This is a genomic window from Thiomicrorhabdus sp. zzn3, assembly GCF_029767755.1.
In the GTDB taxonomy this organism is placed as follows: domain Bacteria; phylum Pseudomonadota; class Gammaproteobacteria; order Thiomicrospirales; family Thiomicrospiraceae; genus Thiomicrorhabdus.
Genome location: NZ_JARUQS010000001.1, coordinates 1,490,887 through 1,507,545 on the forward strand (window position 1 = coordinate 1,490,887; position 16,659 = coordinate 1,507,545).

17 protein-coding genes are annotated in these 16,659 nt (G+C 48.5%); 5 read left to right on the forward strand and 12 right to left on the reverse strand.

Annotated elements, in window-relative coordinates:
* The first annotated feature begins 44 nt into the window (after positions 1-44).
* Genes QCB44_RS06945 through rsgA form a run of 3 tightly spaced genes read left to right on the forward strand, consistent with a single transcriptional unit; the run spans position 45 to position 2,744 of the window.
* A complete protein-coding gene (locus tag QCB44_RS06945; RefSeq protein ID WP_279408908.1) occupies positions 45-1,346 on the forward strand; it encodes a M48 family metallopeptidase in 1,302 nt (433 codons plus the stop codon).
* Complete coding sequence (locus tag QCB44_RS06950; protein ID WP_279408911.1) at positions 1,339-1,686, forward strand: 4a-hydroxytetrahydrobiopterin dehydratase; 348 nt, start codon at positions 1,339-1,341, stop codon at positions 1,684-1,686. The genes QCB44_RS06945 and QCB44_RS06950 overlap by 8 nt, the downstream gene beginning before the upstream one ends.
* A 17-nt stretch (positions 1,687-1,703) precedes the next feature.
* Positions 1,704-2,744: a ribosome small subunit-dependent GTPase A gene (gene rsgA / locus QCB44_RS06955; RefSeq protein ID WP_279408914.1), complete on the forward strand. Its 1,041-nt coding sequence runs from the start codon at positions 1,704-1,706 to the stop codon at positions 2,742-2,744.
* Positions 2,745-2,809: 65 nt separating this feature from the next.
* On the opposite strand, the gene QCB44_RS06960 is transcribed toward rsgA, so the two are convergent.
* A complete protein-coding gene (locus QCB44_RS06960; RefSeq protein ID WP_279408915.1) occupies positions 2,810-2,983 on the reverse strand; it encodes a hypothetical protein in 174 nt (57 codons plus the stop codon).
* Between the two features lie 291 nt (positions 2,984-3,274).
* Between QCB44_RS06960 and QCB44_RS06965 the strand changes: the two genes are divergently transcribed.
* Together QCB44_RS06965 and QCB44_RS06970 are read left to right on the forward strand one after the other, a co-directional pair.
* Positions 3,275-3,580 carry a c-type cytochrome gene (locus QCB44_RS06965; protein ID WP_279408916.1) on the forward strand — a complete coding sequence of 102 codons (306 nt, stop codon included), beginning with the start codon at positions 3,275-3,277 and terminating at the stop codon, positions 3,578-3,580.
* Between the two features lie 170 nt (positions 3,581-3,750).
* Positions 3,751-4,050, forward strand: a complete 300-nt coding sequence (locus tag QCB44_RS06970) for a cytochrome c (protein ID WP_279408917.1) — start codon at positions 3,751-3,753, stop codon at positions 4,048-4,050.
* 133 nt (positions 4,051-4,183) lie between these two features.
* On the opposite strand, the gene QCB44_RS06975 is transcribed toward QCB44_RS06970, so the two are convergent.
* The 11 genes from QCB44_RS06975 to cysE form a co-directional block, all read right to left on the reverse strand.
* The gene (locus QCB44_RS06975) at positions 4,184-8,044 is read right to left on the reverse strand and encodes a DUF3683 domain-containing protein (protein WP_279408919.1); all 3,861 of its coding nucleotides are present in this window, start codon (positions 8,042-8,044) and stop codon (positions 4,184-4,186) included.
* Between the two features lie 111 nt (positions 8,045-8,155).
* Entirely contained in the window at positions 8,156-9,577 is a 1,422-nt protein-coding gene (gene der, locus QCB44_RS06980; protein ID WP_279408921.1) for a ribosome biogenesis GTPase Der, read from the reverse strand.
* Complete coding sequence (bamB, locus tag QCB44_RS06985) at positions 9,574-10,794, reverse strand: outer membrane protein assembly factor BamB (RefSeq protein WP_279408922.1); 1,221 nt, start codon at positions 10,792-10,794, stop codon at positions 9,574-9,576. The genes der and bamB overlap by 4 nt, the downstream gene beginning before the upstream one ends.
* Positions 10,795-10,854: 60 nt before the next feature.
* Positions 10,855-11,496 carry a tetratricopeptide repeat protein gene (locus QCB44_RS06990; protein ID WP_279408923.1) on the reverse strand — a complete coding sequence of 214 codons (642 nt, stop codon included), beginning with the start codon at positions 11,494-11,496 and terminating at the stop codon, positions 10,855-10,857.
* Between the two features lie 44 nt (positions 11,497-11,540).
* Entirely contained in the window at positions 11,541-12,812 is a 1,272-nt protein-coding gene (gene hisS / locus QCB44_RS06995; protein ID WP_279408925.1) for a histidine--tRNA ligase, read from the reverse strand.
* Positions 12,813-12,858: 46 nt separating this feature from the next.
* Entirely contained in the window at positions 12,859-13,260 is a 402-nt protein-coding gene (locus QCB44_RS07000; RefSeq protein ID WP_279408927.1) for a helix-turn-helix domain-containing protein, read from the reverse strand.
* Between the two features lie 17 nt (positions 13,261-13,277).
* Entirely contained in the window at positions 13,278-14,384 is a 1,107-nt protein-coding gene (gene rlmN, locus QCB44_RS07005) for a 23S rRNA (adenine(2503)-C(2))-methyltransferase RlmN (protein WP_279408930.1), read from the reverse strand.
* A gap of 27 nt (positions 14,385-14,411) precedes the next feature.
* Entirely contained in the window at positions 14,412-14,837 is a 426-nt protein-coding gene (gene ndk / locus QCB44_RS07010; protein ID WP_279408932.1) for a nucleoside-diphosphate kinase, read from the reverse strand.
* 131 nt (positions 14,838-14,968) lie between these two features.
* Positions 14,969-15,295, reverse strand: coding sequence for an iron-sulfur cluster assembly accessory protein (locus QCB44_RS07015; RefSeq protein ID WP_279408934.1), 327 nt, complete (start codon positions 15,293-15,295; stop codon positions 14,969-14,971).
* Positions 15,296-15,310: 15 nt separating this feature from the next.
* Positions 15,311-15,742: a Fe-S cluster assembly transcription factor gene (locus QCB44_RS07020; protein WP_279408937.1), complete on the reverse strand. Its 432-nt coding sequence runs from the start codon at positions 15,740-15,742 to the stop codon at positions 15,311-15,313.
* Positions 15,743-15,841: 99 nt separating this feature from the next.
* Positions 15,842-16,651 (reverse strand): serine O-acetyltransferase, encoded by an 810-nt coding sequence (gene cysE / locus QCB44_RS07025; protein WP_279408938.1) that lies wholly within the window; start codon positions 16,649-16,651, stop codon positions 15,842-15,844.
* Between the last annotated feature and the right edge of the window lie 8 nt (positions 16,652-16,659).

A 16,659-nucleotide genomic window follows, 5' to 3' on the forward strand; every position in this document is an offset into this window, starting at 1 on the left:
TACAATATGGCGTTATCTTAACTGAAAAACAGTGAAATAAAACCATGAACTGGATCACACAACTTTTTTTAACCGCCCTGATTTTAAACCTGCTGATTGAAGTTTGGCTCAACATCAAAAACCAATTTCACATCGGCTTGCATCGCAAACAGGTGCCGGACGAATTCAGCGACGTGGTCACTCTGGAAGCCCACCAAAAAGCCGCAGATTACAGCCGCGCCAAACTCCAGCTGGGCCGTTTGGGACTGTTTTACGATGCCGCGATTCTGGCCTTTATGACTTTAGGCGGCGGGTTTCAGGATATTTATAACCTGTGGCTGTCGACGACACTGGAACCGATCTGGCGCGATGTCGGTTTCCTGCTGTCCACCTTGTGGTTTCTGTCTTTGCTGCATCTGCCTTTTACTATTTTCAGTACCTTTAAGATCGAAGCCGATTTTGGCTTTAACAAAACCACGCCGGTCAAATTTGTCAGCGACCTCGTCAAGCAGTGGCTTCTGATGCTGGTGCTGGGCGTGCCATTGCTGTGGGTGGTGCTGAGCATTATGAACAGCTATTTTGAACAGGCCTGGTGGCTTTACACCTGGGTGGTGTGGATGGCGTTCCAACTGTTTATTATGTGGGCCTATCCAAAATGGATCGCACCGATCTTCAACAAATTCACCCCACTGGAAGACGAAGCGATGAAAGCACGTATTCAAGCCCTGCTGGAGCGCACCGGGTTTGAATCCAACGGTATTTTTGTCATGGACGGTTCTTCGCGTTCCGGTCACGGCAATGCCTACTTCACCGGGTTTGGCAAAAACAAGCGCATTGTCTTCTTTGATACTTTGCTCGATAAGCTCAATCCGGACGAAGTGGAAGCGGTGTTGGCGCATGAACTGGGTCACTTTAAACATGGTCACATCAAACAGCGCCTGGTTGAGAGCAGTCTGATCAGTCTGGCGGGCTTGGCCCTACTTGGCTGGTTGGCGCAGCTACCGGAATTTTACTCGGGCCTCGGCATGAATACGCAGAGTGCCGCTGCGGCCCTTCTATTGTTTATGACCGCGGTGCCCACCCTGTTCTTCTTTATGGGACCGATCTTTGCGATCAAAAGCCGCAAACACGAATTTGAAGCCGATGCCTTTGCGGCGCAACACGTTGGTGCCCAGCATCTGGTGTCCGCACTGCTGAAAATGTATCGTGACAACGCCAGCACCTTGACGCCGGACCCAAGCTATTCGGCGTATCATGACAGCCATCCGCCGGCGAAAATTCGTATTGATCATCTGAATTCATTGCCCTTAAACACCCAAGAGGTGTCCTTGGAATCAACGAGCATGACAGGAGAAAAACATGACTAATGAACTGAATCAAGATCTAACCGCTTTACAGTGTGAAGAGATTCCAAAAGGCAGCAAATCTCTGATTATCCCAACCATCGAAAGCAACTTGAGCCAGCTACGAGGTTGGGAAGCGCCTTTGAACTATGCCGAAATCAATAAGACGTTCCAGTTTAAAAACTACTATCAGACGGTCGCCTTTGTGAATGCGGTGACCTGGCTGGCCAACAAAGAAGACCATCATCCTGAAATCTGTTTTGGTTATAACCAGTGCCGCATCACCCTGACCACGCATAATGCCAAAGGCCTGACCATGAATGACATGATTATGGCGGCCAAAATCGACGCCCTGCTCGACTGATCGATGAGAAACCTTTAATGGCCAAGCGCAAACTCACCACCCAGCAGAAACGCCGCGTTCAGCAAAAGCGTCAGAAACACGGCCTGCAACCAGAGCGCGACATCACCAGCGATAACAGCCTGCTAGGTGAAGAACAGACTGGCCTGGTCATTACCAGCTTCGGTAAACGCGTGCTGGTGGAGTCGCAACAGGGTGAAACCTACAACTGCGCGATTCGCCAGCACCTGGGCAAACTGGTCGCTGGCGACCGTGTCATCTGGCAAACCGATGTCGAACCACACAGCGGCGTGGTGGTCAGCGTCTTGCCTCGCAGCCATGAATTGAGCCGTCCCGGTTTTCGCGGCCAAAAGCGCATGGTCGCCGCCAATATCGACTTTATCGGCGTCGTTACCCCGGTGGTGCCGGGCATTCACCCCGATATGATTGACCGCTATCTGGTCGCCGCCAAGCAGCTCGACATTCCGGTCGTGATCATCATCAACAAGGTCGATTTGATTGATTCTGAAGACGGCTGGGATCTGGTCGCGGAACTGTTGCAGCCTTACGATGAAATGGGTATTGAACTGGTACCCGCTTCCACGGTATCCAATGAAGGTTTGCATGACCTGCGCGCAATTATGGCCAACAAAAACTCCGTGTTTGTCGGCCCGTCAGGCGCAGGAAAGTCGTCACTGATCAATGCGCTGATTCCGGATTTGGATATCCGTACCGGTGAATTGTCGGAAGCCTCTGGACTGGGCAAACATACCACCACCAACAGCATTCTCTATCACCTTCCCGAATCGCAACCGGGGGCCAATGACGGCGGCAATCTGATCGACTCTCCCGGCGTCAGACAGTTCAGCCCGATGCCGTGCAGCTTAAGTGAATTGGAATCGATGTATCCGGATTTTGCGCCTTTTTTGGGGCAGTGCAAGTTCAACAACTGCACCCATACCATTGAACCGCAATGCGCCATTAAGCAAGCGGTGGAAGCCGGAGAAATCGCCTATACGCGCTATCAGAGCTTTCAGCGACTGCGTGAAGAGTTTGCCCAATCGCTACAGGAAGAGTCTTAAGCAGCCTTATCTTCGTGCGACCAAATGCCGATTTGAACAGGCCTGTTCAGTTTGCTTGGATTTCATTAAGCCTGACTGGTAAACCAAACGGACACGCCGTAAAGCAGCAGGGTCGTTCCCATAATCACCGCCACCCAAAACAGAAACACCCAGCCGATGTGTTTGGGTTTGTTAATGAGCCTTAAAACCAACCAACTCAGTGCGGTCATCACTAATACTATGAGCCATAATCGAAACAATACCTTCTCCTCAAACCATTTACACCATTATTGCTACGAAATACATCGTAGACATAACAACCATATTGTCTTAATTTACCGATTGAAAAACGGACAAGCGATCCAACCTGTAATGAACTTTGTGTATTACTTTATCAAAGGTCTGAGCCAAAGCTTATGGTTTTGTTCACTTTTTGCCCCCTTTTTCAAGATTACTCAAGGGTTCTACCTTGACTCGAATAGGGTTTTCGTTTGTAATTGCACCCAGGGTAAAACCCGAACCTTTTATCAAGTGCTTTAGGAGAGTACATTATGAAAAATACAATGATCGCTCTAGCGACTGCTGGTCTAATTTCTTTCGGTACTGCTGCTCACGCTGGTGATGCTGCTGCTGGTCAAGCTGCTTACGCTACTTGTGCTGGTTGTCACGGTGGTGCTGGTGAAGGTGGTGTTGGTCCTAAACTAGCTGGTCAAGCTGCTGCAGATATCTCTGCTAAACTTCACAAGTACAAAGCTGGTGAGCAAGTAGGTCCTATGACTTCTATGATGGCTCCTATGGCTGCAGGTCTTTCTGACGCAGACATCGAAAACATCGCTGCTTACGTTGCTACTCTGTAATTTTACAGTTTAAAGCAAAGCGTAACAAAACCGCTTCTGGATTCCAGGGCGGTTTTTTTTTGCGTGAATTTTAGCCAATCACAAACGTCAATGGCTCACAATGCTTGACCCTGACGCCATATTCGCTTTTAATGTTGGCGATTCACTGAACAAATTATGGGAATAAGATTATGAAAACACTACTGGTTGCCGCTCTTTCTACGGGCCTACTATTCACTGCTTCCGCTTCTGCTTCTGAAGCACCTGCCAAAGCCAATACTTGCGTGGGATGTCACGGAATGGATGGTAACAGTGTGGTTCCAAACTTTCCTAAACTGGCTGGACAACACGCTTCTTACCTTGAGAAACAATTGAAGGATTTCCGCGACGGTTTCCGCAAAGACGCAACCATGGCGCCTTTTGCTAAGGGCCTAACGGACCAAGAGATCAAGGATCTGGCGGCTTACTACGCCGCTCAAGCGCCTAAATAATGTACGTTTGAATTTAAACGGGGAACACCTGTGCTATAGCAGGCCTGCTCGGTTTAAATAATCCAACCAATAAAAAAGCGCTCTTCAGAGCGCCTTTTTTATGCAGCCGAACCCTCGGCTTTTTACCAGAAAACTATAACAGCACTTTCTCAATACCGCCCGCTTCCAACTTCTTCAGGAATTCCGCATTCCATTTCTCGCCATAACGGTTTTTCATCAACTCGACGACGATGTAATCGGTATCCAGACCGGTGTTATCGGCGTAACGCCCCAGCCCTTGCTGACACGCCGGGCAGGAGGTGAGCAGTTTCACGCTGCCATCCGAAACCTTATCTTTACCGGTCAGATCAATCAGCCCTTTTTTCAGCTCCTCTTCCTTACGGAAGCGTAACTGATTGGCGATGTCCGGGCGTGCTGTCGCCAAGGTACCCGCTTCGGCACAACAGCGGTCACTGAACTGCACTTCCGCCTGCAACAGGTCTTTCGCCACCGCGGTGCCATCCATCTGCTTCATGGGGTCGTGACACGGTGCATGGTACAGATATTGTTTTCCGGTTGTGCCTTCCAAGCCCATGCCTTTTTCAGTGAGGAATTCATGAATATCCATTAAACGGCAACCCGGGAAGATGCGTTCAAACTCGTACTGCGTCAGCTGATCGTAACAGGTTCCGCACGAGACAATCACCGTCTTGATGTCCAGATAGTTCAGCGTATTGGCCACACGGTGGAACAGAGCGCGGTTTTCCGTGGTAATTTGTGAACTGACCTGGGCTTGACCGGCGGCCGCTTGCGGATAACCACAACACAGATAACCCGGCGGCAGAACCGTCTGCACCCCCGCATCGTACAAGGAGGAAATGGTCGCCAAACCGATATCACTGAACAGACGCTCTGACCCACATCCGGGGAAGTAGAACACCGCTTCTGAATCTTCCGTGGTTTTTTGCGGGTCACGCACAATCGGCACCTGAGTTTCATCCTCCAAGCCCAAGACATTACGGTAACTCGACTTGTTCGGCCCAGTATTCAGGGGCTTGCGCACAAAGTTCACCACATGCTGCTGTAATGGTGCCGGCTCTGAGGTACTTGCAGGCAGCGCATTTTTGCGCTCTACCAGGCCTGTCCACTTCGCCACTTTGTGTGCGGCGGTCATTGCCTTGGCCCCCCAACCGATCATGGTTTTGCGCAACAATTTAATGGTCAGAGGGTTTTTGGTGTTCAAGAAATACAACGCCGCCTTAACCATCAGACTGCTTTTCTTCTGCCCCATATTGGTCAAAATGGTGCGCATACGGATAGAGACATCACCGAAATCGATGTCCACCGGACACGGTGTCGCGCACTTGTGACAGGTGGTACAGTGATCGGCGACATCGTTCATCGCATCAAAGTGATGCAATGAAATCCCGCGACGCGTCTGCTCTTCATACAGAAACGCTTCAATCACCTGCCCGGTCGCCAGAATTTTATTACGGGGCGAATACAGCAGGTTGGCGCGCGGAATATGCGTTTGACAGACCGGCTTACACTTACCGCAGCGCAAACAGTCTTTGATATCGTTATTCAGCGCGTCCAGCTCATTGGCTTCCAGAATTAAAGCTTCTTGCTGTACCAGCTGCAACGACGGGGTGTAAGCCTTTTGCAGCCCGGAACCCGGCATTAACTTACCTTTGTTAAAGCGCCCTTCCGGGTCAACCTGGTTCTTATAGCGAACGAAATCCTCAATCTTGTCGGCTTCCAAGTATTGGAATTTGGTAATTCCGATTCCGTGCTCCCCGGAAATAACGCCACCCAATTGGTGGGCGATGTCCATAATACGATCCACGACCTTGTCTGCCTGATGGATCATCTCGTAATTATCGGAATGCACCGGAATATTGGTATGGATATTTCCGTCACCGGCATGCATATGCAGGGCCACAAACAGGCGTGCATTACGCAGTGCAAAGTGCAACTCTTTGACTTTTGCCAGAATCGCTTCAAAGTCATGCCCCATAAAGGTTTCTTTAAGGAACGCCAACACTTCTTTACGGTAGGAGATCACCAGTTCACGGCGCAGCAACAGGTTAATGACCTTGTCGCCCGCACGGATCTTGTCACTGACGCCTTCAGGATAAAGATTCAGATGCGCTTCTGCCGGGTCATCCAAGTGTGCCAACACCGAAGACCAACGTTGTTTAACTTCGTTCAAATGCGATTTAGTGGTTTCCACCTTGCCCGCAAAATAACTTGCCGGGCCTTTACTGTCCTCAAAGTCGTCAGCCTGGCTGAACTCTTTAATCGGGCCAGAGAAATATTCGCTCAAACTATCCAGAATCGCCAGTTTGTTCTCGATCGACAATTCAATGTTAATGCGTTCGATCTCGTTGTTGTAATCATTCAAACGCTCCAGCGGAATGACCACGTCCTCATTGATTTTGAAGGCGTTGGTGTGGGCAGAGATCGCCGCTGTACGAGAGCGGTCTGACCAGAAACGTTTTCTGGCCTCTTCACTGACGGCAATAAATCCTTCAGCATCACGCTTGTTGGCCAGTTCAACAATTTCGCTACAGGTTTTCGCGACTTCAAAACCGTTTTCTCCGCACACATCGGCCAATAGAATCATCTTTGGCAAGCCTTTACGGTTAGCTTTGGTGTTGTACTTCACCGCACGGATATAGCGCTCGTCCAAGTGCTCCAACCCAGCCAGCAAAATACCTTGCTGTTTTTTCTGCTCAATGTATTCGGTAATTTCAACGATGGCCGGTACGGCAAGACTCAAATCGGTACCAAAAAACTCCAGACAGACGGTACGTGTATGGCTTGGCATACGGTGCACGACAAAACGTGCAGAAGTAATAATGCCATCGCACCCTTCTTTCTGTACTCCAGGCAACCCGCTTAAGAACTTATCGGTCACATCTTTCCCCAACCCGGCCTTGCGGAAAGCCGATCCAGGCATCTGCAGGCGTTGCGGCTCGCCAATCGGCGTAGTACCATCGGTCTGATAACGGCGCAGCTCAAACTCTACGGTTTTTTGGTCCTGTAACTTGCCCAGATTATGGTTGATACGGTGTACTTCCATCCAGGTTGCATCCGGCATCACCATCTTCCAAGAAGCCAAATTGTCCAGAGTGGTGCCCCACAAGACCGCTTTTTTTCCTCCGGCATTCATCGCGATATTCCCGCCGATGCAGGAAGCATCTTGCGAGGTCGGATCCACCGCAAATACATAACCAAACGCTTCCGCCTGCTCCGAAACGCGACGGGTCACCACTCCGGCACCGGTCTGAATCGTTGGCACTTTACCGATGCCCGGCAATTCAACCTGTTCAACCAAACCGAGGTATTCCAATTTCTCAGTGTTGATGACCACCGAATCAGGATGGAGAGGAATCGCCCCACCGGTATAACCGGTTCCGCCGCCCCGCGGAATCATGGTCAGACCCAGTTCGATACAAGCCTGAACAATATACGCAACCTCATCCTCCGTATCTGGAGACACCACCACCAAAGGCAGTTCAACCCGCCAGTCGGTGGCGTCAGTGGCATGAGACACACGCGCTAAACCACCGAAATCAATATTATCGTTACGGGTAAACTTGGAAAGTTTTTTACGCACCTGCTGGCGTAATTGAATCTGCTTTGGAAACCAAGCGCTAAAGTCGTTCACCGCTTCGCGGATGGACAACAATAACGCTTCGGCGAGTTTGTTGCCGTCTAAACGCTTTTCAACCTGCTTCAAGCGGTGTTGCAACGCATCAATCAATGCATCACGACGCTTTGGATTTTCAATCAGATCATCTTGAATATAAGGATTGCGAGTGACGACCCACATATCCCCAAGGACTTCAAACAGCATGCGGGCAGAACGCCCGGTATTACGGCAATCGCGCAGGGATTCAATCGTTTTCCAACCCGACTCTCCCAAAAAGCGCAATACAATTTCCTTGTCAGAAAAAGAGGTGTAATTGTATGGGATTTCACGAATTCGCTTTGCCGGATTAGGACTCATGCTTGCTTCAACTCTCAAATAATATCGGAAAGAATCTTAAGGCAGACAGGCCTGCCCAGTCTGTTTTAGAAATTTCTTTAATGGAAGGTTTGAAGCTTCCATTCAGTTTGCTTAAGTACGACGCTTTGGCGGGCGCTTTTTCTTTTTCACCGGAGCGGGACCTGCATCCTGCTTGCGAATACGATGCGCCATCTTGTTTTTACGGCCTTCAAACGGGTTACTGGTGACCTTGTACTCCACGGTCACCGGCGTGCCTACCCATTTAAATGCTTTACGAAATACATTGATCAGATATTTCGTATAGGCCTGTGGCAGTTTGTCGACCTGAGTACCATGAATAATCACCCGCGGTGGGTTCAACCCACCCAGGTGAGCGTAACGCAGTTTGACACGGCGCCCACCGATTAATGGTGGCTGATGCTCCAATACCGCTTGTTCCAGCACGCGGTTCAAATCCGCAGTGGACACCCGCTTCATCGCCGCCTGATATACCGCATTCACGGTTTTGAACAGATCGCCGACACCGGTTCCATGCAGCGCGGAGATCAAATGTTGTTTCGCATATTCAACAAACTGCAAGCGGTAACTCAATTCATGGCGTACTTTCTGACGCTGATCACTGTCAAGGTTATCCCATTTATTAATCGCTAAAACCAGTCCGCGACCGGATTCAATAGCCAGCCCCAACAGGGTTAAATCCTGATCCGTCAGCCCTTCTGATCCGTCAACCACCAGAATGACGACATGGGAATCTTCCATCGCCTCTATGGCTTTGACGATACTGAACTTCTCGATCTTTTCAGAAATGTTTTTGCGTCGTCTCACCCCGGCCGTATCGATCAACGTATATTCCTGACCATCACGCTCAAAGGGAACATAAATACTGTCTCGCGTGGTACCCGGCATATCAAAAGCCACCACACGCTGCTCGCCGATCATACGGTTAATCAAGGTGGATTTACCGACATTTGGGCGACCAATAACCGCAACACGGATTCCTGGGTGGTCATCCAGTTCCAAATCAGAAGCCGCCTCCTTCTCCGGAATTTGATCTAAAACATGGTTAATGCACTGCGCCACATTGTCGCCGTGGGCCGAAGAGATCGCCATCGGCTCACCAAGGCCCAATTGATAGAATTCGGACTTGGCCATCTCTTGGTCATAACCCTCGGTCTTATTCACCAAAAGCTGCACCGTTTTATCAAATTGGCGCACGTAATTGGCAATGACTTCATCACCATGGGTTAACCCCTGACGCCCATCAACCAGAAACAAAACGGCATCGGCCTCTTCCAGTGCCGCTTCAACCTGACCAGCCATCAATGGATCCACCCCTTCGGTTTCACCACTCAAGCCACCGGTATCCACAACGATATAGTCTGAATGTCCGACTCGACCGGTGCCATATTGTCGATCACGCGTTAAGCCCGGATAATCAGCAACAATCGCATCTCGCGTACGCGTCAAGCGGTTAAACAAAGTCGATTTACCGACATTAGGGCGACCGACTAAAGCAATGACCGGTTTACTCATTCTTGGCCTCTCTTAACACCAGAATCCGTGAGCGCATATTTGTCCACCAGATCGGAAGGCATCACATGATAACTGTTTACCCCACCCTTATTATCCAGCAGATATAGAGTGTCATCCTGTGCCAAGGCATCCAAAACGATATTTTCATCGCCAAAGTCATTACTGTGCTTAGCTCTCGCCACTATCGTACCGTGGGTTTTATTTAGCCAATGTAAATAGCCGTAACCATCTATGGCTAACAACTTATCTTGGTAAAAGATCAAATCGGCCAGATTTCGATATTTCAACCCGACCTGACTCCATAATTTGGTACCGTTAGACAGATCAAAAGCATGCAGAACATCATCTTCATCCACCACGTAAATGGCCTGATCGTCTGCAACAAAATCACGGTAACCCGATACATCTTGAGCAAAATACAGATTACCATTTTCAAGATTTAACGCCGCCAACTTGCCTTGATAACCCAGTGCAATCAAGCGATCATTCTTCAACACCAGCGCGGCTTGAACGTCCACCATTCTCTCCAAATCGGTACGCCCGCTTGGAATTGCGATACGGCTTTCCCACAAAGACACCCCCGACTCAGCTGAAATCGCTTCAATTTTACCGGTTTCCCAGCCAACATAGAGCACGCCTCGATCATATAAAACTGGAGCAGAACCTCTGAGCGAAAGGTTTGGAATCTGGTGCTCGGTCACCCAGACCACTTGACCGTTGGTTGCATCCAATGCATACAAGTGTCCGTCGACGGTACGGGTAAAAAGCTTCTGCCTAGCAAACACAGGGCGACTTAAGACTTCACTGGAGAGTTGTGTTTGCCACAAAACCTCACCACGGTCAGCCGACAGTGCAACCACTTTTCCTTTCGCCGTACCGACAACGAGCTGCCCATCAAAATAGGTTGGACCGGACACCACCTTTTCATCAAAACGACTTTGCCAGATGACTTGATCAGTCCAACGGCTCTGATTGGCTTTTTTAAATGCAGAGATGAGCCCCTGCGCATCCGCCGTAAAGACAGCCTTTTGATCCTGAGCAAACGCCAATCCATTGCCTGCGTAGTTTGGCATCGCATTGAGCTGAACCTGCCAGTTTCGCTCGATCGTTAAGGTTGAATTGAGCGTTTCAAGCTGGGTCGGTACTCTGACCACATTGGATGAAGAACAGGCGCTCATCAAGGCTGCCGCCAATGCCATCGCTGTCCACTTAATCACACCTAACCTGTTCAATGGAAAATATCCTATTTAACTGTTGTAACGTTTAATCTTGCGCTATCAGGCAGCCAGATCGTCTAACTGAATCTGAGCAATGCCTTTTAGCGTTTTAGAAGCATCCATATTCTCAACCACCTTAGCAAAAGATTGTCGAGCAGCGTCTTTATCTTCTTGACCAAGTGCAATCAAGCCACTGACATAGTCAAAATTCGCCTTCTCTGCCGCAGGCAACTGATTACTCGAGATTGAAGTCAGCATTTCTTGCGCTTGAGAATACTCTTTTTGATCGGCCAACAAACGGGCTAAACGCAAAGTCGCCACTTGCTTTAGTGCTGCATCAGCGCCATTCACACGCACCCATTCAAGGTGGTGTTTCGCCTCCCCGACATCCCCTTTATCCAAACTGAATTTGGCCAACAGGAGTGCCGCACCTGAAGCATATGGGCTTTCAGGCTGTTCCTGTATTAACTTCAGCCCTTCGCGCGATACTTCGCCGAATGTACCCTGTTGCATATTGGCTTGCAAGATTTCAAAGATCGCGGATGCATTCGTCGCTTTAACGGCTTGCTGATGATTCCAATAGCGCCAGCCGCTAATGGCTACCACTACGACTAGAATCAGGGTTAACAGCTGAGTTCCGTTCTTTTTCCACCAGCTTTTAATCGCTTCAATTTGTTCTTCTTCCGTTTCATAACGACTCATAATCTACATCCCTAAAGAAGTTTGGATAATGTTAAATGCTAACTTTAGTTTAAACACAGCTTAAGGTGCTCAGTTAAGGCATCCCAACTCACGGTTATTTGCTCGCCCTGTTCACGCAGGGGTTTAAGAGCAACCACTTGTTCCTCCACCTCTTGATCACCCAGTACAACGGCATAGCGCGCGCCGGACTTATCCGCCTTTTTAAACTGGCTCTTAAAGCTTCCACCACCACAATTCATCTGCACATTCAGATGCGGTAGATCATCACGGATTTTTTCAGCAATGATCAAGCCTGGACGCTCAGCTTCTTTACCCGCCAAGACAACATAAATGTCCGGCACGGCGTGCGCCGGAACCAATTGCTTATCAACCAGAAGTGCCGTCAGACGCTCAATTCCCATCGCAAACCCTACCGCAGGTGTCGGTTTGCCGCCTATTTGTTCAACCAAGCCATCATAGCGCCCACCGGCACATACCGTTCCTTGAGCACCTAATTCATCCGTTACCCACTCGAACACGGTACGGTTGTAGTAATCCAGCCCTCGAACCAAATTTGGGTTCACAACATAATCGATTCCCAAATCATCCAGGTAGCGCTTTAAATCTTCAAAGTGGGCCAAAGAGACTTCGTCCAGATGATCGATCAATTTAGGAGCCCCTTCAACCACGGATTTCATATCTGGATTTTTGCTGTCAAGGATGCGCAGCGGGTTCGACTCCAAACGGCGTAAACTGTCTTCATCCAGCTCAGACTTATGCTGGTTGAGATATTCCACCAGAGTTTCACGATAAGCCGCGCGGGCCTCTTGGCTACCTAAAGAGTTCAACTGCAGCTCAAGATTTTCCAGTCCCAGTTTTTCCCACAAGCGTGCCGTCAAGGCAATGAGCTCTGCATCGATATCCGCTTCGGAAAGACCGAATACTTCCACACCAAATTGATGAAACTGACGATAACGTCCTTTCTGTGGTCGCTCATAACGGAACATGGGACCGCTGTAATAGAGCTTTTGAATTTGATTATGGATCAAACCGTTTTGAATGACAGCACGCACGCACCCAGCCGTCCCTTCTGGTCGCAAGGTCAAACTGTCACCATTACGGTCATCGAAGGTATACATCTCTTTTTCAACAATGTCGGTTACTTCACCGATTGAACGCGCAAACAGTTCGGTTTTTTCCACAATAGGAAGACGAATCGATTGATATCCGTACTGTTTTAATGTTTCTTGAGCCTGTTCAAGAAGGTAATCAAACGCCTCTACTTCAGTTCCATAAAGGTCGTTTATACCGCGAATTGCGGAAATCTGTTTTCCCATACGTTTTTTTAAACTCTTTAATAATCTATTGTCTGTTATTTGTTAATTAGGCCAGATAATCCAACAAGAACCAAACCAGGGCCCCTCCTAGGACAATCAATAAAACCCAAACAACGAAACGGCCAAAACTGCCTCTAATCAAAGGTTTGGGTGCTGGGTACTGAAAACGCTGCATCGACTTAAGTTCACTTCCCGCAGACGAAACCGCATCCAGGTAAGATTCCACAACGGCTTCATCAACATCCAACAGCTGCGCATAGTTTCTTAAGTAACCTCGTTCAAAAGGCCCCATGGTCGCAAGATCACAAGAGGCCTGCTCAAATTGTTGCAGTTGTGCCTCGGAAAGATTCAGCTTCTTTGCCGCCTCTTTGATGGTGAGCTTTTGCGACTTTCGCGCATCACTCAGCAGTTGGTTCAATGGAGTTTCGGCATTCGGCTGTTCTGTCATTCCTTTGATCCTTTGCGTTACTCGTTGAGTGCTCTACCCTCAAACTCCACCCGATGCAGAGTTCGTTTGGTTCTGTCTTTTACCCGTCCCGCAAGCTGTCCACACGCCGCATCAATATCATCGCCTCGCGTTTTCCGGACAGTGCAGTTCAAGCCTGCGTCCATCAACTTCTGCTGAAACCGGTGAATGGCATTATTTGATGAGCGTTTATAGTCGGTATTCGGAAACGGGTTAAATGGAATCAAGTTAATCTTGCAAGGCAACCCCTTGAGTAACTTGATCAACTGCTCTGCATGCTCAGGCAAATCATTAATCTTATCCAGCATGACATACTCAACCGTCACATGCTTTTTACTATGCCCGCCCTCTACAAAACGATGTAAAGCCGGAAGCAACTCTTCCAACGGATACTTCTGGTTAATTGGCACTAAAATATCACGCAACGGATTATTGGGCGCGTGCAACGAAATCGCCAAACTGACATCGACCTCTTCCTTGATCTTATCAATCGCAGGAACAACACCGGCCGTACTGATCGTTACCCGCCGTTTGGACAGGCCGTAGGCATAGTCATCCATTAAGATGCGAGCCACCGGGAATACATGGGTAACATTCAACAACGGCTCTCCCATCCCCATAAACACCACATTTGAAATACGGCGTTCTTCTTTCGGCTTACACCCCAAAGCTTTATTAGCGACCCACATCTGGGCGATGATCTCCCAATTCTCCAAGTTGCGGTTAAACCCCTGCTGACCTGTCGAACAAAAGCTGCATTCCAGGGCACAGCCAACTTGAGAGGAGATGCATAAAGTTCCTCGATTTTTTTCCGGGATAAAAACGGTTTCAATCGAGTTATGATGATCTACTTCCAGCAACCACTTGATGGTTCCATCATCGGAGTGCTGTTCAGCAATAATCTTGGGGGTACGTACCTGAGCAACCGCTTTAAGCTTTTCGCGCAAGGCTTTGCTTAGGTTGGTCATTTCATCAAAATCGCTCACGCCATGCTGGTGAATCCACTTCATCACCTGAGAAGCACGAAAAGGCTTCTCTCCAATCTCCTTGAAGAAAGCCTCCATAGCGGTTCGATCCATGCCGAGTAGATCGACTTTGTCTGTCACTTCTGTTACCAACTTTGAGTCACCCAATTATTCACCGCGCGGGCACAATTCAATTTGACTGAAAAAATAGGAAATCTCTCTGGCCGCACTTTCGATCGAATCCGAACCGTGAACAGAATTTTCACGCACGCTCAAAGCATAATCGGCCCGAATCGTTCCCGGAGCCGCTTTTTGCGGATCAGTCACCCCCATCACTTCACGATTTTTAACAATGGCGTTATCACCTTCAAGTACCTGTACAATAGAAGGCCCGGAAATCATATATTCAATTAGCGGTTCATAAAAATCACGCCCTTCATGCTCAGCGTAAAACCCTTCTGCCTGCTCACGTGTCATTTGGATCATTTTGCAAGCGACGACGCGCAATCCATTTTCTTCCATACGCGCCAGGATTGCTCCAACCAGATTTCTTTTTACCGCATCTGGTTTAATAATCGAAAAAGTCCGTTCCATTCTTTTTTCCTAAAAAATCAGTGGCATTATTCTAACAAATTATTCACTGATACGGCATAAAAACAAAAACCCCGGCGGCTTGCCAGGGTTCCATCGAATAAGGCGTTCAACAAGGAGAATATCGGGAAAATTTAAACTGTAAATGACTCTCCGCACCCACAGCTTTCTTTCACATTCGGATTTCGGAAATCAAACCCTTCGTTAAGCAGGCTTTCTTTAACGTAATCAATCTCCATACCATCAATATTGGGTAAACTTTTAGGATCAACGACCACTTTCACGCCAAAGGATTCAAACACAGCATCCTCATCTTGGATTTCATCCGCATAATCCACGACATAGGAAAAACCTGCACAACCACTCACCTTGGTCGACACTCTCAAGCCAACCCCCGAACCTCGCTTGGCAATCATTGTTTTAACCCGCTGAGCAGCGGCCTCTGTTAGGGTAACAGCCATATATTCTCCCTAAATCTACCCAAACTTAATCTCTTTGAGATTATTTACTTTTTTATCCATCAAAGACTGCAGTGTAATGCCTTTCAAAAAGGAGTCAATCAACATACTCAAATCACTCCATAATTCATGAGACAGGCACTGCTCACCCCCATGACAATTCGCTTTACCGCCACACTTTCTTGCATCAATAATTTCATCCACTGCATGAATGATATCACTGATCGAAATCTCATCTGCAGGGCGACTTAGCCTATAACCGCCGCCAGGGCCTCGTGCGCTAGAAACGAGGTCTGCCTTTTTCAGCTTTGCGAACAACTGCTCCAAATAAGAGAGCGAAATACCTTGTCGCTCGGAAATAAGAGAAAGGGTAATTGGCCCCGTCCCCTGATTTAAAGCAATATCAATCATGGCCGTAACGGCATAGCGTCCTTTCGATGTCAGCTTCATTCTATTTCCTGATCTAAACGAATATAAACCAAGTATATGATAACCCAGCAAACAACTCAAGTATTAAGATAAACAGGACTTATCCGCACATTGGAATGATTAATCATTATTTATGGAGCCCGTTTTCTGTCCTGCTTTCAGGTGTGCCGCCTGCTGAGGATCTGAAGGATCCAAGACCGCATCATCCAACTTTGGAAAATGCATATCAATCGCCCCCCCACCCAATTTCTTTAACTCCGAAGCCAACATTTCCAGCTTTTCATCTTGAACCTGTATATGATCCAACAAACTGTATATCGCCTTTTCAACCGGATCGGTCACATCTTGTTTAACACCGTAAGCATCAAACCCTATTTTTTCCGCCATCTTGGCACGGCGTTTTTTCTTATCTGAATCACTCGGTTCAACCACCCGTCCTGGAATCCCCACCACGGTGCGTCCAGCAGGAACCGGTTTAACCACCACCGCATTGGAGCCGATACGCGCATCATCACCCACTTCAATCGGACCGAGAACCTTGGCCCCTGCCCCAACCACGACCCGATCTCCCAAAGTAGGATGACGCTTGCCTTTTTGCCAAGTCGTCCCCCCTAATGTCACTCCGTGGTACAAGGTACAGTCATCCCCGATTTCAGCCGTTTCGCCAATAACCACTCCCATGCCGTGATCAATAAAAAAACGTTCGCCGATTTTACAGGCTGGGTGAATCTCAATTCCGGTAAACCAACGTGCTGCCGTCGAAATGAAGCGCGCCAGCCATTTCATCTTTCTGTTCCACAAGAAATGCGCCGCACGATACCAGATAATCGCATGCAACCCAGGGTAAGTTGTTAACACCTCAAATGTATTCCTGGCCGCTGGATCACGGTCAAAAACACATTGAATATCAGATTTCAGTCGCTTAAACACCCTTTCCT